22 protein-coding genes and 1 riboswitch are annotated in these 24,681 nt (G+C 37.9%); of the genes, 8 read left to right on the top strand and 14 right to left on the bottom strand.

Annotated features, from left to right (window positions below; genetic code table 11):
- Nucleotides 1-2 precede the first annotated feature (2 nt).
- From cobM to EO120_RS02155, 6 genes are all read right to left on the bottom strand, one after another.
- On the bottom strand, nt 3-764 hold the full coding sequence (cobM, locus tag EO120_RS02180) for a precorrin-4 C(11)-methyltransferase (RefSeq protein WP_127133872.1): 762 nt from the start codon (nt 762-764) through the stop codon (nt 3-5).
- Complete coding sequence (cbiT, locus tag EO120_RS02175) at nt 757-1,353, bottom strand: precorrin-6Y C5,15-methyltransferase (decarboxylating) subunit CbiT (protein WP_127133871.1); 597 nt, start codon at nt 1,351-1,353, stop codon at nt 757-759. Before cbiT ends, cobM begins: the two co-directional genes overlap by 8 nt.
- Nucleotides 1,350-1,976, bottom strand: a complete 627-nt coding sequence (gene cbiE, locus EO120_RS02170; protein WP_127133870.1) for a precorrin-6y C5,15-methyltransferase (decarboxylating) subunit CbiE — start codon at nt 1,974-1,976, stop codon at nt 1,350-1,352. The genes cbiT and cbiE overlap by 4 nt, the downstream gene beginning before the upstream one ends.
- The gene (gene cbiD, locus EO120_RS02165) at nt 1,952-3,070 is read right to left on the bottom strand and encodes a cobalt-precorrin-5B (C(1))-methyltransferase CbiD (RefSeq protein WP_127133869.1); all 1,119 of its coding nucleotides are present in this window, start codon (nt 3,068-3,070) and stop codon (nt 1,952-1,954) included. Before cbiD ends, cbiE begins: the two co-directional genes overlap by 25 nt.
- A 69-nt stretch (nt 3,071-3,139) precedes the next feature.
- On the bottom strand, nt 3,140-3,634 hold the full coding sequence (locus EO120_RS02160; RefSeq protein ID WP_127133868.1) for a YajQ family cyclic di-GMP-binding protein: 495 nt from the start codon (nt 3,632-3,634) through the stop codon (nt 3,140-3,142).
- Nucleotides 3,635-3,878: 244 nt separating this feature from the next.
- Nucleotides 3,879-5,486, bottom strand: a complete 1,608-nt coding sequence (locus EO120_RS02155) for a WG repeat-containing protein (RefSeq protein WP_127133867.1) — start codon at nt 5,484-5,486, stop codon at nt 3,879-3,881.
- 202 nt (nt 5,487-5,688) lie between these two features.
- Here EO120_RS02155 and EO120_RS02150 point away from each other — a divergent pair, with 202 nt between their 5' ends.
- The 7 genes from EO120_RS02150 (at nt 5,689) to EO120_RS02120 (ending at nt 13,285) form a co-directional block, all read left to right on the top strand.
- Nucleotides 5,689-6,714, top strand: a complete 1,026-nt coding sequence (locus tag EO120_RS02150) for an RluA family pseudouridine synthase (protein ID WP_127133866.1) — start codon at nt 5,689-5,691, stop codon at nt 6,712-6,714.
- Between the two features lie 168 nt (nt 6,715-6,882).
- Nucleotides 6,883-7,812: a class II fructose-1,6-bisphosphate aldolase gene (gene fba, locus EO120_RS02145; RefSeq protein WP_127133865.1), complete on the top strand. Its 930-nt coding sequence runs from the start codon at nt 6,883-6,885 to the stop codon at nt 7,810-7,812.
- A gap of 3 nt (nt 7,813-7,815) precedes the next feature.
- The gene (locus EO120_RS02140) at nt 7,816-9,372 is read left to right on the top strand and encodes a putative polysaccharide biosynthesis protein (RefSeq protein ID WP_127133864.1); all 1,557 of its coding nucleotides are present in this window, start codon (nt 7,816-7,818) and stop codon (nt 9,370-9,372) included.
- Between the two features lie 245 nt (nt 9,373-9,617).
- On the top strand, nt 9,618-10,361 hold the full coding sequence (locus EO120_RS02135) for a gamma-glutamyl-gamma-aminobutyrate hydrolase family protein (protein ID WP_127133863.1): 744 nt from the start codon (nt 9,618-9,620) through the stop codon (nt 10,359-10,361).
- Nucleotides 10,361-11,671, top strand: coding sequence for an APC family permease (locus EO120_RS02130; RefSeq protein ID WP_127133862.1), 1,311 nt, complete (start codon nt 10,361-10,363; stop codon nt 11,669-11,671). Before EO120_RS02135 ends, EO120_RS02130 begins: the two co-directional genes overlap by 1 nt.
- Before the next feature lie 110 nt (nt 11,672-11,781).
- Nucleotides 11,782-12,447: an HAD family hydrolase gene (locus EO120_RS02125; RefSeq protein WP_127133861.1), complete on the top strand. Its 666-nt coding sequence runs from the start codon at nt 11,782-11,784 to the stop codon at nt 12,445-12,447.
- 226 nt (nt 12,448-12,673) lie between these two features.
- Nucleotides 12,674-13,285: an acetate uptake transporter gene (locus EO120_RS02120; RefSeq protein ID WP_127133860.1), complete on the top strand. Its 612-nt coding sequence runs from the start codon at nt 12,674-12,676 to the stop codon at nt 13,283-13,285.
- Nucleotides 13,286-13,393: 108 nt separating this feature from the next.
- Here EO120_RS02120 and EO120_RS02115 read toward each other — a convergent pair whose 3' ends face one another.
- Nucleotides 13,394-14,227: a hypothetical protein gene (locus EO120_RS02115; RefSeq protein WP_127133859.1), complete on the bottom strand. Its 834-nt coding sequence runs from the start codon at nt 14,225-14,227 to the stop codon at nt 13,394-13,396.
- A 297-nt stretch (nt 14,228-14,524) separates the two neighbouring features.
- Here EO120_RS02115 and EO120_RS02110 point away from each other — a divergent pair, with 297 nt between their 5' ends.
- Complete coding sequence (locus tag EO120_RS02110; RefSeq protein WP_127133858.1) at nt 14,525-15,043, top strand: restriction endonuclease subunit S domain-containing protein; 519 nt, start codon at nt 14,525-14,527, stop codon at nt 15,041-15,043.
- 23 nt (nt 15,044-15,066) lie between these two features.
- Here the strand turns inward: EO120_RS02110 and EO120_RS02105 are convergent, their stop codons facing one another.
- From EO120_RS02105 to EO120_RS02075, 7 genes are all read right to left on the bottom strand, one after another.
- Entirely contained in the window at nt 15,067-15,993 is a 927-nt protein-coding gene (locus tag EO120_RS02105) for a site-specific integrase (protein WP_127133857.1), read from the bottom strand.
- Nucleotides 15,987-16,562: a restriction endonuclease subunit S gene (locus EO120_RS02100; protein ID WP_277600321.1), complete on the bottom strand. Its 576-nt coding sequence runs from the start codon at nt 16,560-16,562 to the stop codon at nt 15,987-15,989. The genes EO120_RS02105 and EO120_RS02100 overlap by 7 nt, the downstream gene beginning before the upstream one ends.
- A 44-nt stretch (nt 16,563-16,606) precedes the next feature.
- The gene (locus EO120_RS02095; protein ID WP_127133855.1) at nt 16,607-18,208 is read right to left on the bottom strand and encodes a type I restriction-modification system subunit M; all 1,602 of its coding nucleotides are present in this window, start codon (nt 18,206-18,208) and stop codon (nt 16,607-16,609) included.
- Between the two features lie 16 nt (nt 18,209-18,224).
- Nucleotides 18,225-19,493: a restriction endonuclease subunit S gene (locus tag EO120_RS02090; RefSeq protein WP_127133854.1), complete on the bottom strand. Its 1,269-nt coding sequence runs from the start codon at nt 19,491-19,493 to the stop codon at nt 18,225-18,227.
- A 30-nt stretch (nt 19,494-19,523) separates the two neighbouring features.
- Entirely contained in the window at nt 19,524-22,760 is a 3,237-nt protein-coding gene (locus EO120_RS02085; protein WP_127133853.1) for a type I restriction endonuclease subunit R, read from the bottom strand.
- 1 nt (nt 22,761) lies between these two features.
- A complete protein-coding gene (locus tag EO120_RS02080; protein WP_127133852.1) occupies nt 22,762-23,334 on the bottom strand; it encodes a restriction endonuclease subunit S in 573 nt (190 codons plus the stop codon).
- Between the two features lie 112 nt (nt 23,335-23,446).
- Nucleotides 23,447-24,322, bottom strand: a complete 876-nt coding sequence (locus EO120_RS02075; protein WP_127133851.1) for a GIY-YIG nuclease family protein — start codon at nt 24,320-24,322, stop codon at nt 23,447-23,449.
- A gap of 227 nt (nt 24,323-24,549) precedes the next feature.
- Nucleotides 24,550-24,638, top strand: a riboswitch (ZMP/ZTP riboswitch).
- Nucleotides 24,639-24,681 lie beyond the last annotated feature (43 nt).

The raw sequence follows: 24,681 nt of genomic DNA, 5'->3' as shown, positions 1-24,681 counted from the left end.
AACTAGTCCTTTGCACTGCGGTACATGTGAGCAAAGCCTTTATCGTATAATTTAGACAATTCATATTCGCTATCTAACACGTGGCTCACTACAATCATAGCTTGGCGCAATACACCTTCTTTAGCTACGATATCCGCAATAGTCTCCAAAGTACCTCTAATAATGCGTTGGTCTGGCCAAGAAGCTTTCACCACAATAGCTACAGGAGTTGTTTTATCATAACCGCCTTCAATGAGCTCAGCTACCACCTTGTCTAACATTTGCACAGACAAGAAAATACACATTGTTGCTTCATGGGCTGCCAACATGCGGAGCTTTTCCTTCGGTGGCATCGGTGTGCGACCTTCCATGCGGGTAATAATAACCGTTTGGGATACATTAGGCAATGTATACTCTTGCTTCAATGCAGCTGCTGTAGCGAGGAATGAGCTAACACCTGGCACTACTTCATAAGTAATCCCCATAGCGGACAACGCATCCATTTGTTCTTGAATAGCACCGTAAATAGCGGGATCCCCTGTATGAAGACGTACTACTCGTTTCCCAGCCTCTACAGATGCTTTCATTACTGCTAATACTTCATCAAGGTTCATAGTAGCACTGTTGTGAATTTCACAACTCGGTTTACAAGCCTCTAAAATAGCTGGATTTACAAGAGAGCCTGCATAAATCACTACATCTGCTTCTTCTACAAGGCGATACCCTTTGCGAGTAATGAGTTCTGGATCTCCAGGGCCTGCGCCTACAATATGTACATCAACCATTATTATCTCCTTCATCTAATTTCGTAGCCGCTACGATAAAAATAGGGCTCAATGGGTCTAACAAATGGTAAGGACCCGCCTTGCGATATCGACTGATAGCCATTTGATACCCTTCATAGCTAAACGGACGGCCCTTTAACTCTTTTAAAATTGTATAACCTGTTTCCATAGTTACAGCGGTGACAACAAGGCGTCCGCCAACCTTTAACAACCGTTGTGCTTCATCTACAATAACACCCATGCCACCAGCACTACCACCGATAATAACCGCATCAAGAGCGGGTAAATCTTCCATGCCCTCAGGAGCCTTAGATTTAATGACAGTCATGTTCGACACGCCGAATTTTTCCATATTTTGATGGATTAACTCAATCCCCTTATCAAAGCGCTCAATAGCGTACACATGACCTTTCGGCGCCCCTAATGCAGCCTCGATAGAAATGGAACCAGTACCGGCCCCTACATCAAGAACAACACTATCTTCATCGATGCGCGCTTCATTCATAACGGCTTTTCTGATTTCGCATTTCGTCATCGGCACATCGCCACGAATAAATTCATCATCAGGAATTCCAAAAAAATGTCTCATCCTAATACCACCATCACAGAATGACCAAAGCCCTCAAGGTCTGTAAGCACTTCCAAGGTAGAATCTACGATTTTCTCATCATCATAACTCAATCTTTCTAGTGCTGCTGCCCTCGTTTCAGGAGGCCATCCTGTTTCTATCAAAATGCTCGCAATACGAGCTGGATTAAATTCTGGATCTGTTAAGAATCCCATTTTTTTCCCTTCTACATACACCAATTGCTCTGGTGCCGGTTGGCGTCCGTGAAAGCTCATTAAATTTGCATCATGCCACACTTCACCGAGACGAGCAAAGGCAAATGTCATAGAGCTAATACCAGGAATAACTTCAATTGGGTAGGAAGGAAATTTCTTTTTCAAATACGGCAATAAACTGTAATAACCAGTATCACCACTTACCATAACAACCACGTCATGGTTTTGCAATTCACACTCAATTTGTTCTGCTAATATACTTAGTTTCCCTGTTACAGGATATGTAATTTGACGAGGTTCTCGAAAATCCTCAAGAGCCCGCTCACTACCAACCAAAACCGTTGCATTGCGTATTAAATCAAGACCTCTTGGCACTACATAATCAGGATTACCCGGGCCAATGCCTACGATAAATAAGGTATGTGCCATGATTCTAGTTCTCCTATTTCCTTTGCATTCTTGTCGATAGCTAATATATTCCCTTGTAAGGTAGTAATAATAATCCCCACTTGTGCTTCATTAGCGATGTAGCGCTCACTACGTAATGATGCTCTATCTACTACACGTTGGTAAACACCAGTTAAACCTTCTCGCTCCAATATAGGGAATGTAGATTCTGTAGTTTGGCAATTAAATAGCTCCTCGCAAACATTTTGCGATGCCCCTTCCAAGGCAGCATAAGCTACGATAGATTCCATACGACCGTCACTCATGCGATTATGCGTATGAAAACTACCACTAGCTAATTTAATTAATTTACCGATATGTCCGATAATTAAAATTCGCTTAAAACCGATACGTACCGCTTGCTCTAACATGAATCCAATAAAATTACTAGTTTCTGCCATTTGGTTTTTATGAATCCCCAATACTTGTGCCGCCAAATCTTGACCTATACGGCCCGGTACGAGTACCGCCGTTTCACAACCATTAGCTTTCATTACTTCTAATTGAGGCACCAAAGAATTTTTAAATCCCTCTTCACTCATGGGCTTTACGATGCCCGTAGTACCAATAATGGAAATACCGCCTTCAATACCCAGGGTGTGATTCAATGTTTTTTTAGCTAATGCCAATCCATTAGGGACGCTCACTGTAACGGTAACGCCTTGGCCGTGAACACACATATCTTCAAAGACAATGTTCATCATTGCCCGTGGCCCTGGATTGATAGCTGGTTCCCCAGGTGGCATGGCAAGGCCTGGTTTTGTCACCGTCCCAACGCCATATCCAGCGCGAAATGCGAGTACTCCCGTATCGTTAATAGACACTATAGTTTCTACATCATTGCCATGGGTCACATCTGGATCATCGCCGCCATCTTTCACAACCGTTACTTTTGCCTCCGTAGCAGATAGAATCGTAACATTCTTAATAGGAACTTCAATATATTGGCCTTGGGGATTTTCTATAACAACTCGATTGACAATATTGCCATCTAACAATGCTAACAATCCCGCCTTCATGCCTGCTGTAGCACAGGAACCAGTGGTGTATCCACCTTTCATATCCTCTACTCTCATAAAGGCCTCCTATACCAATAGGGCTAGTCATTCAATTCCCATCTAACCCTATGTTTTATTATTATGTAATTAAGATCGGAAATTAACAAATTGCAATTCTACAGGCACATCCAATTGTTTGAGCATTTGAATAACGGCTTGCAAATCATCTTTATCCTTGCCAGATACGCGTACTTGATCTTCTTGAATAGATGCTTGTACTTTTAATTTCATATTTTTAATCGCTTTTACTACTTCTTTGGCATTTTCTTTAGTAATACCTTTTTTAATAGTAATCACTTGGCGCACCGTAGCACCAGAAGCAGGTTCTACTTTACCGTAATCAAGGTTTTTTACCGCTACATTACGTTTCACCATTTTACCTTTTAACACATCGATAATGGCATTCAATTTGTATTCATCGTCGCCGATGATTTTAATAGTATCCCCTTCGAGGTTAATTTCAGCTTTAGAACCGCGAAAATCATAACGAGTACCTATTTCTTTCTTCGCTTGATTAACAGCGTTATCTACCTCTTGCATATCCACTTCAGATACGACGTCAAAAGAACAATCTTTAGCCATTGTATACCTCCTATATATAAATTCAGAGCATGAAATTCATTCAATTATATTCATCACATCTTTTTAATTATAACGTAAAAGCCCTATAATTTCTAGAAATTATAGGGCTTCGGATCATAACTAATAGATATAATATAATTTTTTCGATATATACATGATTAATAACATCCTCATAATCATGTAAGACTACAAAACAAACTGTACACTATGAATATAACAAATCAAGTATAGAATAAAAATACTATTAAAGAATATTGATAGCCTCATAGATTGGTTGTGTAATCCACGCACCTTTAGAATTCATAATTCCCCATTTACCTTTAGATTTTACCGCTGCATAACCATGATTAAATGAACGCGCTTCTTCAATGATATTATTAACATCTTTAAATAAAGTATGCCCATTATTATCAATGATGGAGTAATTAGATTTACCTGTATGAACCCATGTTACTGTATCTGTATTAAATGGGTCGATAGTAGCCTCTGTTTGAGCAGAGTACATAGAACGCCCCGATGTCATTTCCACAAGATTTTTAACGTAATCTTGTGTCACTACTAGACGATCTGAACCAGCAAAGGAAATGGAATCGTATTTAAATGGTACCACTTGGTGTCCATCGGTTACATTGAATACGCCCCATTTTTCAGAGTTTTCGTCTTTTAATGCTAACAAACCATTATAGCGATCCATTTCTTCTACATCGTATTTACCACCAGGAATGATAGTTTCCCCTTTTCGGTTTACAAAAGTAGTAAGTCCTTTATTCTGAACAACAGTACCATAGGACGTCATAGGCCACACTTTATCATTTTTGCTATCTACTACAATAGTACCATTTCGATCAATATAACCACGTTTAGCACCATCATATACAAAACCACCTACATGATAGTAGTGACCGCTACTGAGAAGTGCACCACCGATAATACCACCGAGCACAAATCCGCCTACTAAGCCACCGAGATTAAACCCACTAACAGCACGGCGATACTCAGCTAGACCATTGTCATAGGCATAGATTTCTTTTGTAGGCGCAAAGAACAATTCTTTGCCAGTACCATCAATAGCAACAATTTTACCTTTTGCATTTTTTACGAATGCTCTATCTTCGCTAAATCCGGTGATAATTTGACGATATTGAGGGGCTATTACAACCTTATCATCTGCGGTTTTAAAGCCATATTTACCTTTTTCTTTAAATTCAATATAACTATCACTAGGATACTGGCTTTCCCTTTCGTATGCAACGCGTTCTTTCAATGCTTCTGCTGCACTAATTTCGTTGCCATTCGGTGTTACCCATGTAGTCGTTTTTTTATCAATTTGAGCTAACACATTACCAGTACTATAATCAACATCATTGATAGCTTTATACTTAGGAGCAACAGCAACAGTCCCATCAGGACGCAACACGCCCCATTTCCCCTTTTCTTTCATCGCTGCTAATACGCCATGTTCTAAGATTTCATCATTTTTAAACGTTTTACCTTTACCTATTTTTAAAGACCTCGGCGTATTGCGATAAGGGTTTAAAATTCCATCTACATCGGCCATCACATAACCGACTCCATCAACATGTTCTTTATAATCACGGATAGAACCTATACCAATGCCTGCACTTGTTTTAGTTGTAGAACTACGCTCCTCATGAGACCAAGTGGAAGAAGATGTAGATGTGCTACTTTGTACTCGACTTATACGGGTACTGTCACCAGTATTCTGTACAGTTGTAGTAGAGGAAGTAGTGCTAGAAGAGCTACTAGAAGAACTACTTTCAGCAGCCCAAGCATTCATCGATACAGATGCACACACACATGCAACCAATAATAATTTTTTATTTACCTTCATTCTACACTCCATTTCGATTATTAAACACACTAACTATATACATCATTACATAACTTATACATAACTTAATTAAAATAATTATACACTAATCAATATTACTTCTCAATAATATAACATCTCAATATTACAAGTAAAAAATAGTTATACTATCATTTCTCAATCATCTATACGTCTACTTCACTAAATTTGTTATAATATTCCTATGAAAACAGCAACTATCATTGATCTCGTTGTTCCCACAAATATAACAACAACGTCTATCAATCACATCATAAAACAACATCATATTTCACAGCGCATGCGACGGAAGTTAAAAAATGACGGTATCATTACCATTAATGGCAATATCGCATCATGGGATACTTTAGTACATAGTAATGATCATTTAGTCATTTCCATTGCACCTGAGCAAGAGTTTGAATTGACCCCCATGAGCTTAGATATTGTTTACGAAGATGAGTATATCTTGGTTATCAACAAAGCCCCTGGCATTCTCATGCACCCTACCTCTACGATTCGGACGGGTACACTAGCAAACGGAGTACTCCACTATTACAAGGAAACAAACCAAGCTCAAGATTTTCACCCGCTCCACCGACTCGATAAAGACACGTCTGGCATCGTCATTATCGCCAAAACAGCGGTAGTCCAACATGCATTTGAAAAACAGAACATACGTTTTCACAAGATATATAACGCCATTATAGAAGGACATGTACCAAGCACACTACTAACCATTAACTGGCCTATTGCTCGTAAAGAAGGAAGCATCATCGAACGCTGTTGTTCCAAATCTGGTAAAACGGCGCGTACAGATATAACGGTATTGGAATATATCCGCCTATCACAACCCAAAGCCCCCCTAGACTATGCCGACAAAAACATAACTGCACAATTAGTAGAAAAAAAGAAATGCCTTGAACAAGATACATCCAAATTAACTCACATTCAGTGTCACTTACACACTGGTCGCACACATCAAATTCGTGTGCATCTTTCCCATTTAGGATACCCTCTTGCAGGTGATGATATATATGGTGGCTCATTAAATTATATCCAGCGACAAGCACTGCATGCAGGGCTGTTGGCTTTCATCCATCCAATAACACAAGAATATATAGAACTACGTGCACCACTACCACAGGATATGTTGCAACTCATTAGAAAACAGAAACATCCAAGCACAGTTGATAACAAATCTACAACCGTAACAAAATCCAATTCTTAGAACTCTAAAACAATAATGCTTTCACCAACAGAAATAATACTTAGAGGATTTATAAAATAGTTCCCATTAATCATATTTCTTGATATACTAACAATGGATTTATATGTGTCATCATTAGTTGAAGACAATAGATTACATACAACGGGCCCTACGGCCAAGGAGGATAACATGCCATTAGTAACGACTACAGAAATGTTCAAAAAAGCCTATGAAGGTGGCTACGCTATTGGTGCTTTTAATGTAAATAATATGGAAATCGTGCAAGGTATCGTAGACGCTGCCAAAGAAGAGCAATCTCCGCTCATTTTACAAGTATCTGCTGGAGCTCGTAAATATGCAAAACATATTTACCTCGTAAAATTAGTAGAAGCAGCCCTCGAAGACAGTAATTTGCCAATCGCTCTACACCTTGACCACGGCGATTCCTTTGAAATTTGTAAGGATTGCGTTGACGGTGGCTTCACATCCGTTATGATTGATGCATCCCACCACGATTTTGATGAAAACGTACGCATTACAAAACAAGTAGTTGAATACGCTCACGCTCATGGCGTTGTAGTAGAAGCGGAGCTAGGTCGCCTCGCTGGCGTAGAAGACGATGTAAACGTATCTGATGCAGATGCGCGTTTTACTGACCCTGAGCAAGCCGCTGAATTCGTTGCCTTAACAGGCGTAGATTCCTTGGCTATCGCTATCGGTACAAGTCACGGTGCCTACAAATTCAAAGGCGATCCATACCTTGATTTTGACCGTTTGAAAAAAGTAGGCGAATTGTTGCCTAACTTCCCTATCGTATTACATGGCGCTTCCTCTGTATTACCTGAATTCGTAGCTAAATGTAATGAATTTGGCGGTAATATTCCAGGTGCGCAAGGCGTTCCTGAACACATGCTTCGTCAAGCAGCGGAAATGGCAGTGTGCAAAATCAATATCGACACTGATTTACGCCTTGCTATGACTGCATCTGTGCGCGAATACTTAGCTCAAAACCCATCTGAATTTGACCCTCGCAAATATTTAGGACCTGCACGTGACGCTATTAAAGGCATGGTAGCTCATAAAATTAAAAACGTGCTTGGCTGTTCCAACACATTATAATCTATGGCTAGTGGATTTATAAAAGGAACCCTCATCCTCACCATTGCAGGGTTCGTAGTGAAAGCCATCGGTAGTATTAACTGGATTCTCCTTTCTCGCCTCCTTGGCGGCGAAGGCATCGGTATCTACCAGATGGCCTTTCCTATCTATTTATTACTATTACAAGTATCCAGCGCAGGTGTGCCTATAGCCATTTCTATTTTGACCGCTGAACGGCTAGCCCTCAGTGACTACACAGGGGCAAAACGAGTATTTACTATTTCCTTTATTATGCTCACTATAACAGGCCTTATCGCCAGCCTAGCTATGTATGTTGGCGCTGATTGGCTTATTTCTAGTGGCATCATAGCGGAACCTCGTGCCTATTACTCGATTATCGCCTTAGCACCAGCTGTATTCTTTGTAACATGGATTTCCTGCTTCCGCGGTTATATCCAAGGGTATGAAATGATGACCCCTACGGCGATTAGCCAAATCGTAGAACAATTGCTCCGCGTTGTCGTTATGCTCGGTGCTGCATCTATTCTCTTACCGTATGGTTTGCCTGAAGCAGCCGGTGGTGCTAGTCTCGGTGCTGGCATCGGTGCCTTTGGGGCCTTCTTAGTGCTATTGTACTATTATTACAAATTGCCTAGGTCTTCTAGCTCTGGTGAAAGCTACGATGGGCCACGAGAATCAGGAAAAGAAATCTTAACACGCCTCGTATGGCTCGCTTTACCAATTTCTCTGGCAAGTATTATGTTGCCTTTGACGGCGAATCTCGATTTATTAATCGTACCACGTCGTCTATTAGATGCTGGCTTTGCCATGAACGAAGTAACGGAACTATTCGGTTATCTAACTGGTATGGCAGTGCCCCTCATCAACTTGGCTACCATTATTACCGCAGCCATTGCAACTAGTATCGTACCAGCTATCTCACATGCCTTTGCAAAACAAGATACACAAGGTATTTATGATCGCACCGCTAGTTCAATGCGACTATCCTTTATGGCAACAGTTCCATTTACAGTGCTCCTCTATGTGCTAGCAGCACCAACGGTAACATTGATTTACAATGCACCAAAAGCAGAGTTAGCTACGCAAATTACAGCTTTTGCCATTTTCTTTCTCGGTATTCACCAAGTTACTACAGGCATTTTGCAAGGCCTTGGTAAACCGCGTATTCCAGTCATCAACATGGCCATTGCTCTCATTATCAAAGTCGCTTTGAATTGGCATTTAACAGCCATACCAGAACTGGGTATTGGCGGTGCCGCTTGGGCAACTGTAGCAGACATTGGTTTTGCTGGATTACTGAACTTAATTTACATAAAAAAATATACCGGCTACTTCCTCGATATATCCTTACTTTGGAAAAATATCGTCAGCGCTGGCATTATGGGTATCCTCATTTACATGAGCTACCACTCTCTCCATGGTGTCATTCCGATGTGGGCTAACTTCCTGTTAACAGGTGTTGAAGGCCTCATCCTCTACGTCATCATTATGATACTCTTAAAAGGAATTAATCAAAATGACGGTGCTAACATGCCTATAATTGGTAAATTCTTTAGATAATTTAGATACATACAATACATACGAAACGACCTAATACTTACGTTCTGTAAGTATTAGGTCGTTCTTATATGCCCTATTAAATAGTAAATGATGTATTAAAAATAAGGTTATGATACACACGCACTCAATAGCTATTAAATGATAATCAATAAAATTTAATTATTGTAACATTTTTTATAGTGCATTGATATACATCGTAGTATAATAAAACTTGTTTAATTCTATAGAATGTATGAGGTGATAGTATGACAAAACCATTAATCGGTGTATCTGGTAGCATGTTGCGAGATAGCGGCGGCCCCTATGTAGATTTATGGCGTTCTTATGTAAATGAAGACTACGTCCGTGCTGTTGAGGAAGCTGGAGGCATTCCTGTAATCATTCCTTTCACAGAAAATCTGGATGTAGCCAAAGAAACGGTTAGCCAATTAGATGGTCTACTCCTATCTGGTGGACATGATGTCTATCCTTTACACTATGGTGAAGAACCATTGCAAGGCATTGGCGATGTATGGCCTGAAAGGGATCAATTTGACTTTGCCCTACTCGAAGCAGCAGAAGAAAAAGAAATTCCTATATTTGCTATATGTCGAGGAGCTCAAATTCTCAATGTATATCGTGGAGGCACATTGTATCAAGATGTAAAGTACGATACAAATTGTACAATTAAACATAGCCAAAACCAAACCCCCGCACTGGGAACACATACGATACACATTGATCTAAACTCTAAATTATCCACCATTATCAATTCCACAGAGTGGATTACAAATTCTCACCATCATCAAACTATTAAAAAAATTGGTGAAAGCTTAACCGTCGTAGCCCATACTACAGATGGCACGGTAGAAGCCTTAGAGGATCAAACTCGAACATGGTGTATTGCCACACAATTCCATCCGGAAATGATGCACAAACGAGATGCAAATGCAAAAAAACTATTTACATCTTTTGTTAATGCAACTATATCATATAAGGAGGAACACTAATGGATTCGCAAAAAGGAAAATTTGGATTTTGGAGTATCGTGCTCCTTGGTATTAATGCTATTGTAGGAACAGGTATTTTCCTATTACCTAACAAAGCCTATTCTATTATCGGCTCTGCTAGTTTAGGCGTACTTTTATTTGATGCGCTACTAGCAGGTTGTATCGCCCTTTGTTTTGCCGAAGTAGCTGGATTTTTCAGTCGTAACGGTGGCCCTTATTTATATGCAAAACATGCACTAGGTGATTTCTGGGGATTTGAAGTAGGCGTCCTCAAATGGATTGTTATTATGATTGCTTGGGCGGCCATGTCAGTAGGATTTGCAACAGCTTTAGGTGCTGCTTTTCCTGCATTAGGCGGTGACACCAACAAAGACATTATTGCTACCATTATTATCGTACTCTTAACAGTACTCAATATTCTAGGTGTTAACGTTTCTAAAATACTGAATAATCTCATTACTGTATCTAAATTAGTACCTCTATTCGTATTTATTGCAGTAGGCCTATTCTTTCTAAATGGATCTAATTTCACACCTCTATTTCCGAATGACACGTATGTAGAAGGTTCCTTTGCACAAGCTGCAGTACTTCTTTTCTTTGCTTATACAGGTTTTGAGGCCATCGCTGTATCGGCAGAAGATATGGATAATCCAAAGCGAAACTTACCTCGTGCTATTATTACTGTTATGATTATTGTATCAGTTTTATATATGGCAGTCCTCGCCGTATCCATCGGTGTATTAGGCCCGGAATTAGCCAATACAAAGGCCCCTGTACAAGATGCTTTTAATGCGATTATTGGACCTGTAGGTTTATATTTCGTATTAGCTGGTACACTTTTATCAATGGGTGGTATCAATTTTGCGCAAGCTTACTTTGCACCTCGTGTAGCCACAGCCTTAGCAGAAGATGGGATGTTACCTGCTGCATTAGCCAAAAGAAATAAAAATAACATTCCTTATGTAGCAGCTATCATTACAGCCTTAGGTAGCTTAGCCCTCGCTTGGAGCGGTAGCTTTACAACACTTGCCGCCATTAGCGCCGTATCAAGATTCACTCAATATCTACCAACCTGTATTGCAGTCATCATATTCCGCCGTAAATGGGCTCATAAGGAACGTTCCTATACAATTCCTGGCGGTTATACTATCCCAATTATAGCTATTGCCACATCCCTTTGGATACTAGCTCAAGCACAAATACATCAACTATTATGGGGACTTGGTGGTTGTATTGTAATCATACCTTTGTACTTTTTATATTTACGTAAAAAACGAGCAGGACTCATTAAAGAGCACGATGATTTCTAATTATAAAAGGACTGGCAATTTTGCCAGTCCTTTTATTCTATTACAACTTATCCTATAATATACATATCATTAATTATCAATAAATAACAAGTACGATTGGGAGGAAACTAATGAAATATACAACCATCATCTTCGATTGTGACGGTACGTTATTAAATACACTAACCGATTTAGGTAATGCTGTAAATTATGTATTGAAATCAAACAATCTACCCACCCGCAGTGAGTCCGAAATCAAAGCCGCCCTTGGCAATGGTGTGGCGCATTTGATGCGTGAAAGTTTACCAAAAAACACTACTGATACAGATTTTGAAAAATACCTTTGTGAATTCAAAGAATATTACGGTAAACATTTACAAGATTATACGGCTCCTTACGAGGGCATTTTAGAGGTGTTAGACACATTAGGCGCCAAAGGCTATAAACTAGCTATCGTATCTAATAAAATCCAAGAAGGTATTACGCCTCTAAACAAAGAATATTTTGGTAACCGATTACCTGTAGCCATTGGTGAAAGGCCTAATTTACAGAGAAAACCAGCACCAGATATGGTACTACAAGCATTAAAAGAACTAGAATCCACACAGGAGGAATCAATCTATATTGGCGATTCCGAAGTCGATGTAGCAACGGCCCATAACTCTGGGTTGCTTTGCATCGGTGTCACTTGGGGATTTAGAGATGAATCATTACATGAAAAATTAGGTGTAACATATATTGCACGTAAACCACAAGACATTATCACGATTATAGATACATTGAATCAAATCCACTAACATACATTACTACAGCTCCATACTCCCCCCTCTTTGGGTAACATCAATCTATTGCTAACTATAAGTACGAATTTCAATTATCTGTCAATACCAACATATGATTTTTAGGAATATCTAGTATTCCTAAAACGTTGACTATTTTATGTGATTTTTGGTACATTTATTCCATAGTGCTTTCAAAGCCGTATATTTATAGTTTGTATGTCCCTACAGAAATGAGGCAACTATGGAAACAGAAGTAAGAAAAGTTGAAATGAATGAAAATGTAGCAGATCCGACGGCTCTTGGTTTATTAGGATTAGCCGTGGTTTGTTTTGTCGTATCTACCTCTCGCGTTGGTTGGTCCGGCCCTACTACATCCGTTATTATTCCTTGGGCTGTATTATTAGGTTCTTTGGCTCAATTATTTGCTAGCTATTATGATTTCAAGAAAAATAATGCCTTTGGCTCCGTCGTATTCGGTGCGTATGGTCTATTTTGGTCTGCTATGGCGGGTGTATGGCTCATTCAAATGGGCGCTTTTGGCGAAGCCTTGCAAAAAGGATTTGATGTAACTCAATTAGCATTTGCTTTTGTAGGATTCTTATTCTTCTCCATCTTTGGAACTATTGCAGCCTTAAAAACAAATAAAGTTGTATTTGCTATTATGGTACTTATCGACTTCTTATTCTTCGGACTAGCTACCGATTTATTCCTCGGCGGTCGTACAGGATTCTTTGCCCTTGCTGCTTGGTCTGAACTATTTATCTCCTTATTAGGATTCTATGGTTCTGGCGCAGTTCTCGTAAATCGCGTATTTGGCAAACAAGTACTTCCTATGGGTAAAAGCATATTATAATTTGCTACCATGATGAACAAGAATTACTAACAATACCTTCATACATACAAAATGCCTATACTAATTCCTATTGGGCGATTAGTATAGGCATTTTTCATATATGAATACTTAATGTTGTACTTGTTGCTCTTCCAAGACTTCTTCAATATAACCAATATCATCTAAGGACTCATCTTCATCGCGAGTATCTATATAGATACTAATTAGCGCTAATGCACCTTCTTCATTTAACGCCACGATGAGGCTCATAGGACCATAGGTTAAAATAAGACCGTCCTCTTCGTCGCGAATGATATGCGGCGATTCATCAACATAAAAATTCATGAGTTGATCGAAATAATCTTCTACATCGAGGCCATTTTCAAGAGTGATAGATTCCGCATCACCTTTTTGGAATACTACCTTCGTATCTTCATCGATGTATTGGTAAAAATCATCTATATCAATATGCTCTGTTTCGAGCCACATACTAAGGGCGGTCATCCAATCTTTCACAGTTGTCGGTGCACTTGTGAAAGCATATGGTTTTGTATCGCTTTCACCATGAAGGCGAAGATTTACACGGGTACTATCATAATTCTCTTGGCTAGATACGATACGCTCAATGCGACCATCGTCATCCATATCGATAAATAAAATATATGCATAAGCATCGCCTGCTTCATATGCAATGGTGACACCTAGCTTGCCAGGACGGTATAAAGCATCTTCTTCGTACACCTCATCCACGCGAATCACATTGCCTATAACCGGCACATGATCTGCTTTTATAGAATCGGCCATAGTAGATAAAAAATCCATCACTTCAACCCGATTACGAGCAATCGTACCTCGACCTGTAGAAACATATACACAATCATCAGCCAGTAACGATTCAACGCCGTGCATATCCGCAGATTCGAGAGCTGATTTTAATAATAATAAGGATTGTATTTCAGTCATGATAACTCCTTTCTATGTCGCTATTATATTATTGTATTATAACATAATTCATAGATTTATTATGAACGTCAATACCAAAAACCTCCCTACAGCAGGCATGAAAAAAGGCCCGACAGAGTAAGTCAGACCGTTTCTTCAATATCAAAATTAGAAGCGAGAGCTGGCCTACGAAAACCATCTGTGTCTCACTTTGATATGATTGTATCATACTAACAAGGAGAAAGGAACTCATTCGTTCTTTTCTCCTTGTTTATTTTATGTATGAATTTTAATTTCAGAATTACGAAACATTGTATTATGTATGTTATAAACAACACTTGGGAACAGCGTAAGTTGGGGGATTACTTAATTCAGTATACAGAAATAACTACACAAAATAATCAATATCCAGTATTAACATCTTCTCGAAAAGGTCTATTTTTTCAAACGGACTATTATGATGGCAATCAAATCGCATCTAAGGACAATACAGGTTACAATATAGTACCATATGGTTATTTTACATATCGTCATATGAGTGATGATGAAATTTTTCATTTTAATATAAACTATATTGTTGATAAAGGGATTGTTAGTACATTATATCCAGTGTTTACGACTAAAAATTTAAATTCTAATTTTTTACAACTTCAGTTAAACTATGGCAATGAGTTTAGAAAATATGCGGTTCTACTTAAGCAAGGTGGATCACGTACCTATATGTATTTTAATAAACTAAAGAATTTAAATCTTACTATTTCTACTTCAATCGATGAGCAAGAAATAATAGCAAAGTTTTTTATATTGTTTGAAAAACTTATTACCCTTCATCAGTAAAAGCCATTTCTACAAAAATTCCATCACGCTAGTCCAGCCAATGACCGCATCACCAAATCAATATCTCTATTCTCTAATTCTTGAATAATATGAATATAGGTCTTCTGTGTTGTAGTCATACTAGCATGTCCTAATCGTCTTGCCACACTGGCGATTGACACACCTGCAAATAGTAATAACGAGGCATGTGTATGCCTCAACCCATGGACTGATATAACAGGAATCCCCAACTTTTTACAATACCGTTCCAAAATACCATTAATTGTTGAGTTAAACACGCGACCATTTACAAAAATAGGCTTATCTTCAGGTAACCCTTTTATCAGCTCCGAAAATTTGATAATTGTTTGCCAATCCAATTGAATCTTCCTAACAGATGAGCGATTTTTAGTAGGTAAAAATCCACCATCACCTTTATAATCCCAGGTTTTATTTACAATTAACGCCTGATGCGGGAAATCAAAATCTTTTGGCGTCAATGCTAACGCCTCTGAAAATCGCATTCCTGTTTTTGCGATAATTAATATCAGCCAATCCCAATTAATCTCTGGTGTTAACTTTAGATTTACTAACAAAGTATGTAACTCAAATTGGTTTAGATACTTTATCTTCTTTTCCCTTGGGGTACGACCTTTAATAATAGCCTTTCTCGTCGGATCTCTGTCAATGAATCCCTCATCCACCGCATCCAATATGGCTGCCTTTATCTGATGATGAAAATCCATTGTCGTCTGTCGTTCGTGAAACTCTGCATAATCGTTCAATAATTGCTGGTATGATATTCTATTTAATTGTGAAAGCCTCAACTCAGGCACCAATCGCTTTAACCATAACAATGTAATTTCATATTTGCGCATGGTTACATCACGAATCGCCCCTTCTTTATAAATTCGTATCCATTTTTCATAATAAATATAAAATAGTTCGGATTTTTTATCTATTGTTAACATAATGCTACCCTACCATTTACACTGTTCCCATATAGAAATGGCTCTTGCTGATGAAGGGTAATAATAGTGTTTATATTATTTATAAGGGCTGAAATTTTTTCTTGTTCATCCAAAGTTGGAATAGAAATTACTAATTTATTAAAGTCTTTTATATTGTAATTTGATCTACCGTCACCAGTAGAAACACTATTTGCATAACATTTATGTTTTTCAGTATTAAAATAAGTAGAAAGAAAATATGGATTTAGAATACGTTTATCCGTGCGTGTATTTATAGTAGCAAATCCAATAGCACCAGCCTCTTTCTCCTTAATTACAGCTGAGGTTCCTATATCACCTGTGTGTACGGTTACCACATCACCTATTTGTAATCTTCTTGTTTTATTCTTCTCTGCAAACTCTTCATCTAAATGGATTGGTTTCTCGGAAAATATAAACTGTCCTTCTTTTATATCTGAATTACGAATCAGCAATGTACCACTATCTCTATAATTTTCTGTCATTGTTGTAACTAATCCAATAAAAGTTTTAGCAATATCAGTCAACTTACACTGTTCCCAAGCACACAAAAAGAGGTAGAAATGCTCTATTAGGTCATTTCTACCTCTTTTCCTTACATTTTGACACCTAATAGGGCTAATTGTTCGGCTATTTCTTTTTCTAGTTGTGCGATTTCTTCGTTGTCTTTGGCAATCATGCGATTGATTTCATCAAGATCGAGTTCTTCTTCTTCCTCGAATGTGTCGACGTAGCGTGGAATGTTAAGGTTGTAATCATTTTCCTTAATTTCTTCCATAGTTGCAAGGTGTGCATATTTATCAACGTCTTGACGGTTACGGTATGTTTCAATAATTTTAGCAATGTTTTCTTCGCTAAGATTGTTTTGATTTTTACCTTTCTCAAATTCGTTGCTAGCATCAATAAATAATACATCACGGGTAGTACGATTCTTTTTAAATACAAGAATTGTAGTAGGAATGCTTGTACCATAGAATAGGTTCGCTGGCAATCCTATTACTGCATGAAGGTAATTTTTTTCTAGCAAGGTTTGACGAATTTTACCTTCTGCAGCACCGCGGAATAATACGCCATGAGGTAATACTATGGCCATTGTGCCTTCGTTGTTGAGGTGATACAAGCTATGTAGGATGAAAGCATAATCTGCTTTCGATGCAGGCGCTAATTTACCATATTCAGCAAAACGAGGATCTTTTAACTTGCTTTCATTATTATCCCATTTAGCAGAATATGGAGGGTTTGCTACAACCGCATCAAAGGAACGTGGGCGGTCAATACCATCTGCATCTGGTCCATCTGGCCAATCACTGCCTAACGTATCAGCATTGCGCAACGTCATATTATTATACGTTACACCATGCATCATGAGATTCATACGAGCCAAGTTGTACGTTACTGTATTCAATTCTTGCCCGTAAAAACTCACCGCCCCTTGTCGATGTCCATTAGGAACTTCATTGCGAACCGTCAATAACAGTGAACCAGAGCCCATTGTAGGGTCGTAGACTGTGAAAGTATCTTCTTTTCCGTCCAAGTCTTCGGTAACTAATTTAGATAGTATAACACTAACCTCATGAGGTGTGTAAAACTCGCCACCTTTTTTACCTGCATTGGCGGCAAATTTACCAATTAGATACTCATAAATCTCACCAAGAATATCTTTTCCGCTTTCATCCTTAAACTCAATTTCATCGAGTTTGGTGACAACAGCATTCAATGTTTTAGTACGGCCTGTAAGGGTAGATCCCAATCCAGAATCACCAAGGTTTACACTGTTAAACACACCTCTAAAATCAGCGGCTGCTTCTTTATTAATTTCAGCATTTTTATTGAAATTATCAAACAAACGTTGATAATCACTAGGAACTACTTCGCCATTATGAATATGTTCTGTTAACGTAGCCCACGTATCCTCTGGATTAATAGCATAGCCTAATGTACCTGCAATATCTAACAAGCATTCATCTAAACCATTTTCCTCTACAGCCTGTTTATAAAACTCATTAACAGTTAATCCATCCGACTCATCATACCCCCAATTATCGATAATATAAGCTTCTTGATGGATAGAAAGATATTTATAGAACAAGAACGGTAGAATGTAATCCTTAAAAGAACTAGCATCCATTGTGCCTCTCAAATCGTTTGCAATAGCCCATAATTGGCTAGAAATATTTTGTGCTTTTGACTCAGCCATACATTTTCTCCTTTATTTATACAAACATCTGTTGTAACAACGCTTTTTTCTGTAATTGTAAGTGTTCTAACTTACGCTGATGAAGGGTAATAAACTCATCTATTTGATTTATAAAAGTACTTATCTTATTTTGTTCTTCAAGTGATGGAATAGTAACATCCCACTTTTTTAACTCATCCATTGGAACCAAATTTGTCATAGCAGATCCAGGATTTGCTTGTGTCAACTGTTTTTGCATCATATCTGACTGCATAAACTTAAGAAAGTATAGTGGATTAATAGAGTCCTTATTCACTTTAAATCTAATTAACGCTTGATTAAAGACCCCCTTTTTTATGCCATCTGGAACCATTGAGATTCTACCTATAGTCCCTGCACCACTCATAATAAAATCGCCTGGTTGTATATTAAACCGAATTAACTCATTATATTTCTCTTTTGAAATAAAATAACGAGTTTCATAGTTATCATATATGGCATTTTGTTGTTCATATACTACATAATCAGATTTCTTTACGAAAGAATCTTTTTTTAGCGAACTACCAAACGGACCTCTTCTGATTCCATATTGTGCATCTAATAAATCCAGAAACTTACGCTGTTCCCAAGCATCAGTAAATCCTGGAAAACGAAGCTCTGGATAACACTCCCCATTTCTCGGAAAAAGTTTCTGAAGCAACGCTTTTTTCTTTAATTTTAGATTTTCAAGCTTACGCTGATGAAGGGTAATAATCAAATCAATACGCTGTAAGAAGGCCCCTAATAACTTTTGTTCCTCATTATTTGGCACGCTGATCTCAAGTTCCATTACTTTATTTTTTGAAATATTATACCGTGATATACCTTGAGCCAGAATCTTAATCTTGTTTCTCATATATGGCGAACGTAATGAGTACCCTAAAAAATATGGATTAATTTTCTGATTAGGTCTAAAACCAAAACAAAAGCTGTTTAAATAAGTATTAGGTGAAACTCCCAGCCATACTGAGGACATACCAACTTCTTCTGGTGTTTCAGATGATGTAGTAAATAATACATCCCCGTATTTCACCTCATTTTGTGTTGTGTCTATTTCCACCTTATCAGTCATAGTTATATCCGAGACTGTATTTTGAAATACATTTAAATATGTAATATATTGTGCCTCACCGTGCCCAAAATCTTCTTTTGTTTTACCTGATAATCCAGTATATGTTGAGCCAATACTACCTAACTTACGCTGTTCCCAATCTTCCGTAAACCCAGGAAATCTTAGTTTCGGCACTCTTCGTTTTTCTTCTTTCATTGCAACCTCCTTTGTATAACAATTGCAATTCTATCTTTCACTCACATAGGTGTCGGCGAATGTATATAACTCAGATACCAGTTCATTGCCGTATTTAATTTTGCTCAAAGCTAATACATTTGCATCTTGTGCTTTACTTTGGTATTCACCACGAGCATCCTTCTTTAATTGGCTAATACGACCAGTCGTATCTAAATCTTGCTTGCCATAGGTATGACGGTTGAACAGTTCTAATAATTCATCATTGCTGATAACATCAATAATCCCCCATTGTAATCGGAAATTAAAGATTTCGTCTTTAATAATCATCGAATTAGCATCACGAATAATATCTTTACTCGATTTTAATTGAATCGGATATGTAATATTTGCCCCTACTGGTGGATATTCGCCTTTGATAATAGCATCAGCTGCTTTATTAATGCTTTTCGCATATTGTCTATCATCCAAAGAGAGGGCAAAGTCGCTGATTTTATCACGATATGTTTGCGCATCGTCCATCCGCTTCTCATGAACAGCATTCATCAACGCTTCTACTAATTCAGTAAGATAATCGTAATTGACGCTCACATCTTTCACATGAGTCATGCGTAGTTCGATTTGCGCCACCGGTACATCGTGTGTTTTTGCAATGCGTTCTTTCAAATCGTTATATAACGAAGTAGTGAGCATTTTTTCTTCTTCAACAGTCATGCCTAACATGATAATCAACTCATCAGGGTTATCATAGTCAAAACCAATTTGTTCACCATTCACTTGTTCAGGATCGTATTGTTTCAATTTAGACATACCCATACTATATTTTTTCATGAGATTGAACATTTCTTCCTGTTTCGACTCACTAGGTGGCACTTCTGTAAAAGTATCGGTTATATCTGCTAAACGATCTACAACTTGTTTAACCTCATCAAACTGCGCTTTAAAGTTTTTAGCTAATAAGCCAATACCTATAAGTCCACCAGTCCCTTCCCCATCCGTCGTTGGAATAGTGATTTGTACATAAGCAGAGTCTTTATTAGCATAAATACTCAATGCGCGGTTCATGAGTTTTTCGTTTTGTACTGGCCAGCGGTAATTAACAATACGACCCCATGGCTTGCCTTGGTTATCAGCAATGCGGTTAGTTCGAGAATAGGCTTGGATAAGCAAAGAATTTTTCAACGTCCGATCCACATATAATGTATTTAATTTAGGTGCATCAAAACCTGTTAACAATTGATCGATGACGATGACAATATCTAAAAATTGACCATCCCGAGCGCTTCGATTAATACGAGTCGTCAAATCTTGCGTATATCCTGCTACATCATCTAATCCAAAACTAGTGCCAAACATGGCGTTATAGTGTTGTATAGCACGGAGCAAACCATTGTTGTTTTCAAGCTGGCTTTCACCATTATCGGTGGACATGCTGAAACTAATCCCCACCTTGAGGGTTGGCAAGCCTTGTGACGCCCGTTTTTTGTTAACACGTTCAAATTCATCAAAATACATCATCGCCATCGGTGTGCTCGGTTTGTTCCCCCCTACATGAGTGGTGAGCATCGCATTATAGGCTCCATTATTAGAACGATTACGCCAATTTTTAAAAATATCTTCTACCACTAATCGCACATGGTCTGGATTATTATCATAGAAACTAGGTTCTACCATATCGTCCATATCATCTGGTGTCAAATTGTCAATTTTCCGCTTAATATCCTCTGCACTCCATTTAGGGTATTTATTCTTATAAAATGATGGCAAGTACACTGTTTTCATCTGTTCTTCGTCAATGGTTGTTTCAAAATCAACTTTAAAACCTAACACATTTTTATCTGCAATGGCTTCACGAATAGTATAGGCATGCAGCAAATCACCGAATACTTCATGTGTTTTTGTACCTTTTTTACCTACGGTTTCTTCGAATTGCGGTGTTCCTGTATAGCCTACCCAAGCCGCACCTTTAAAGACTGTTTGTAGTTCTTCAAAACTTTCACCACCTGTAGAGCGATGAGCTTCGTCAACGATAAAAACGATATGTTTATTAGGCACAACAAAATCTTTGCGTTTAATTAAGGTTGTTAGTTTTTGTACAGATGTAACGATAATACCATAGCCTTTTTCATTTAATCTCCGTTTAAGTGCTGTCGTATTTTCAGTGCCACTGACTGTATCGAATTGTTTACCTTCAAATTCAATAGACCCTTCTGGATCATAAGCTTTGTACGCCTCTTCTGTTTGTTTAGTCAAAGTTACGCGGTCAACAACGAATACGACTTTCTCTACATTTGGCAATCGACTGGCAAGCCATGCGGTTTTAAAGCTAGTGATAGTTTTACCAGAACCTGTTGTATGCCATACATAACCAATTTTATTATTAGGCAGGTCAAAGTCTACGTGTTTCAATTTTTCTAACACATTTTTTGTTGCATATACCTGATAAGGACGCATAACCTTAAGCATTTGCTTGTTTTGCGTACCATCCAAAATAGTAAATTGTGTAGACATTTGATGTGCCATAGGAATACTGAGGAACATATCAGCAAAGGCGGTCCAATTTCTAACAATCTTATTATCATTAGGATTTTGCCACTCAAAGGCAAAGTCTTTATTGAACATATCCGCCGTAGTATTAGCCATATACTTGATGTGGTTTGGCGTCATGGCTACTAAAATTTGTACAGTAGAAAAAATATCAGAATACTGACTTTCCTGAATGTATTGGTGCATTTGGTTTAACGCTTCATCTGCAGAATGGGACTCCGCTTTTTCTTCGATTTGAATGATAGGCAATCCATTAATGAGTAAAGTCGTATCAAAGCGTCTATCTTGACGCCCTGCAATTTTAGCAGGCCGTTGAATTTGACTCACTACTTGATACACTGTATTACCTGCGCCAATTTGTTTTTGATCAAACACGGTCAAAAATACATGTCGGCCATCATCTAAATCAACTTCCACTTGAGATACACCATTAATACCATATAAAAATTGTCCTGCTTGATATGGCGTATATAATTCATTAATGACCTTTTGCACTTGACCAAATTCTGTATCGCTTAATGGTTTATCTAATGTTTGTTGATTTAACTGATACAAAATGTGTCGGAAATTATCCCATAAATCTTGCGTTGTTTTAATCGATGGTTCACATTTCCATAATTTACTCTTGTAAACCTGCATATTACCATAAGCTTTGCCTTCACGAGCTATCGGACCACTCCCCATAACTAGACCTGTAGACAATTGCTCTATTAATTGGCTTTCAAATTCTAATTCTGTCATATTAGTTCACCCCTCGTAGCATAGCCATCTTTATGGTACCTTGATTGATAGCTACACGCTGTTGTAACGCTTGTAATTTCAATTGTTTATAATATATATCACCGATAATACGCTGTTTCTCAATGCTTGGTAACGGTGGTAATGGCACCTTTTTTAACAAGTTAAGACTATATCTAACAACTTGGCTGCCTTGTAAGTTTTGTCTGAAATAGCGCTTAATCTCTGGGCTTTCATTTATAAGAAAGGCTATATATTTGGTATCTACTACATTTTGTGGCACTGGCACCATACGCACATAATTCTGCGTCAAAATATATCCTTCATGGTCAGCCCCTACTACGGTAGCCTCACCAGATATAGTACTAAATACTAAATCTCCTTCATGGAGAGTACTATTTGTACGTAATAATTTTATTTGTTTGCACGCTACAACATATTCAGGGCCTCTAAATAAATCTTTGCTCAATTCATTTTGACCATACAAGGTATATAAAACGGCCTTGTCACTATTAGATTCTTCTAATCTGAATTGAGATATACCGGTATTGCTGTGAAACACATCTTGAATATACATACTGCACCTCTTTTCGCTTCTCATTATTCCATGTAAAAAAATTACACGGTATATTTATTAAGATAAATATACCGTGTATAAAGTCAAATGTCAATACCTGCTTCAGTCATGTTTAGAAATTACTTCTATTATTTCTCAATTCTTTTAAAGTGACACCACTTTCATTTTTCCAGAGAGTTAAACCATTAGAGCTTTGCCCTATTAGAAAAATAGCTGCTGCAGAAGGACTACTAAACATAATATCTTCTATTAATATATTATTCTCATCTTTTTTAGCATCATCTCTTCGTTTCTTCAAAATACTAGATAATTTGGGCGCCCATCTATGAGATATTTTACTCCCCTTTAAAAGTAAAATTCCTTCATTTGTTTCTTTAGCATATCCAAGAATCTCTTCTTTTCCCACTCGTTGGGATAAATATAAAATCTGATTGCTTTCATTAGAACTATCACTAGTTTCATCAATAGGTGTTAATAGTTTTTTACCTAATAAACCAATAGGTAGATTAGAAAACTCAACATATCCCTCTAGCTCACTCACTTTTTCTTCTGTTACATTACCCATGCTAGGCTCAACAGTATTGAACAATTTATATCGACCAATTTCATTTGCTAAATTATAGTATCTATTTTCTAAATAGTTTAAATCTGTTGGACCAAAACTATCATTAGAAGTAGTTAGCACAATGGCTTCTGTCCAAAAATCTTTACTATCATCAGTATCATGTTCCATTAATCGACGTAATACACCATCATCATTTTTTCTAATACCGGCTTGCCCAATATATACAAGAGGCTCGTTATTGTCATCTGTGCCAAATAACATATAAATCGCACTTTGATGTAAAGCAGTTATATTTCTAGATTCTGCCAGTAATGATCTTGGTATTTTATACACTAGTCCTGTCCAATTCGCCAATGTGCATTTAATCCGACCAGTAACTTCACCATCTAGCAAAAATATATTTACATTCTTTCCCTTTACCATATGACATCCTTTATAGTTAACATAGTACAATGACCCTAACATTTACACGCTAGGGTCATCATATTTTGAAGCTTGCAGATGAGCCTAATGCCACCTCACATTAAAGGCTCTCTTTATGTATTTAGTGTAACATAAATTCTAAGAAAACTAAAACATCATTCAACTTCCAATATTTTCGATATTCCTCATTGACACGCCACCCTCTCTCCTGTTAGACTAAACGTATAATATACCTACTGGGCTGACGGATAAGTAGAATTAACTACATGCACAGTAGCGCACATGTGTGCGAAGGCCGACCGTCTGGGCAAAGCGATTGCTCAGACGTTTTTTTGCGTGTAGTTTGAGGTAAATTCCCC

This window comes from Veillonella caviae, from assembly GCF_003992125.1.
Lineage (GTDB): Bacteria > Bacillota > Negativicutes > Veillonellales > Veillonellaceae > Veillonella > Veillonella caviae.
The sequence above is the reverse complement of the archived record's forward strand: the minus strand, read 5'-3'. Positions and strand labels throughout refer to the sequence as shown.

What these genes read in the sequence shown, in the direction of transcription:
- EO120_RS02140 (WP_127133864.1), top strand. Translation starts at nt 7,816, where the DNA reads ATGGCTAGTGGATTTATAAAAGGAACCCTCATCCTCACCATTGCAGGG.
- EO120_RS02120 (WP_127133860.1), top strand. Translation starts at nt 12,674, where the DNA reads ATGGAAACAGAAGTAAGAAAAGTTGAAATGAATGAAAATGTAGCAGAT.
- cbiE (WP_127133870.1), bottom strand. Translation starts at nt 1,976, where the DNA reads ATGGCACATACCTTATTTATCGTAGGCATTGGCCCGGGTAATCCTGAT.
- cbiD (WP_127133869.1), bottom strand. Translation starts at nt 3,070, where the DNA reads ATGAGAGTAGAGGATATGAAAGGTGGATACACCACTGGTTCCTGTGCT.
- EO120_RS02080 (WP_127133852.1), bottom strand. Translation starts at nt 23,334, where the DNA reads ATGTATATTCAAGATGTGTTTCACAGCAATACCGGTATATCTCAATTC.
- EO120_RS02130 (WP_127133862.1), top strand. Translation starts at nt 10,361, where the DNA reads ATGGATTCGCAAAAAGGAAAATTTGGATTTTGGAGTATCGTGCTCCTT.
- EO120_RS02160 (WP_127133868.1), bottom strand. Translation starts at nt 3,634, where the DNA reads ATGGCTAAAGATTGTTCTTTTGACGTCGTATCTGAAGTGGATATGCAA.
- EO120_RS02115 (WP_127133859.1), bottom strand. Translation starts at nt 14,227, where the DNA reads ATGACTGAAATACAATCCTTATTATTATTAAAATCAGCTCTCGAATCT.
- fba (WP_127133865.1), top strand. Translation starts at nt 6,883, where the DNA reads ATGCCATTAGTAACGACTACAGAAATGTTCAAAAAAGCCTATGAAGGT.
- EO120_RS02150 (WP_127133866.1), top strand. Translation starts at nt 5,689, where the DNA reads ATGAAAACAGCAACTATCATTGATCTCGTTGTTCCCACAAATATAACA.
- EO120_RS02090 (WP_127133854.1), bottom strand. Translation starts at nt 19,493, where the DNA reads ATGAAAGAAGAAAAACGAAGAGTGCCGAAACTAAGATTTCCTGGGTTT.
- EO120_RS02075 (WP_127133851.1), bottom strand. Translation starts at nt 24,322, where the DNA reads ATGGTAAAGGGAAAGAATGTAAATATATTTTTGCTAGATGGTGAAGTT.
- EO120_RS02125 (WP_127133861.1), top strand. Translation starts at nt 11,782, where the DNA reads ATGAAATATACAACCATCATCTTCGATTGTGACGGTACGTTATTAAAT.
- EO120_RS02135 (WP_127133863.1), top strand. Translation starts at nt 9,618, where the DNA reads ATGACAAAACCATTAATCGGTGTATCTGGTAGCATGTTGCGAGATAGC.
- EO120_RS02095 (WP_127133855.1), bottom strand. Translation starts at nt 18,208, where the DNA reads ATGGCTGAGTCAAAAGCACAAAATATTTCTAGCCAATTATGGGCTATT.
- EO120_RS02110 (WP_127133858.1), top strand. Translation starts at nt 14,525, where the DNA reads ATGTATGTTATAAACAACACTTGGGAACAGCGTAAGTTGGGGGATTAC.
- cbiT (WP_127133871.1), bottom strand. Translation starts at nt 1,353, where the DNA reads ATGAGACATTTTTTTGGAATTCCTGATGATGAATTTATTCGTGGCGAT.
- EO120_RS02085 (WP_127133853.1), bottom strand. Translation starts at nt 22,760, where the DNA reads ATGACAGAATTAGAATTTGAAAGCCAATTAATAGAGCAATTGTCTACA.
- EO120_RS02105 (WP_127133857.1), bottom strand. Translation starts at nt 15,993, where the DNA reads ATGTTAACAATAGATAAAAAATCCGAACTATTTTATATTTATTATGAA.
- EO120_RS02155 (WP_127133867.1), bottom strand. Translation starts at nt 5,486, where the DNA reads ATGAAGGTAAATAAAAAATTATTATTGGTTGCATGTGTGTGTGCATCT.
- cobM (WP_127133872.1), bottom strand. Translation starts at nt 764, where the DNA reads ATGGTTGATGTACATATTGTAGGCGCAGGCCCTGGAGATCCAGAACTC.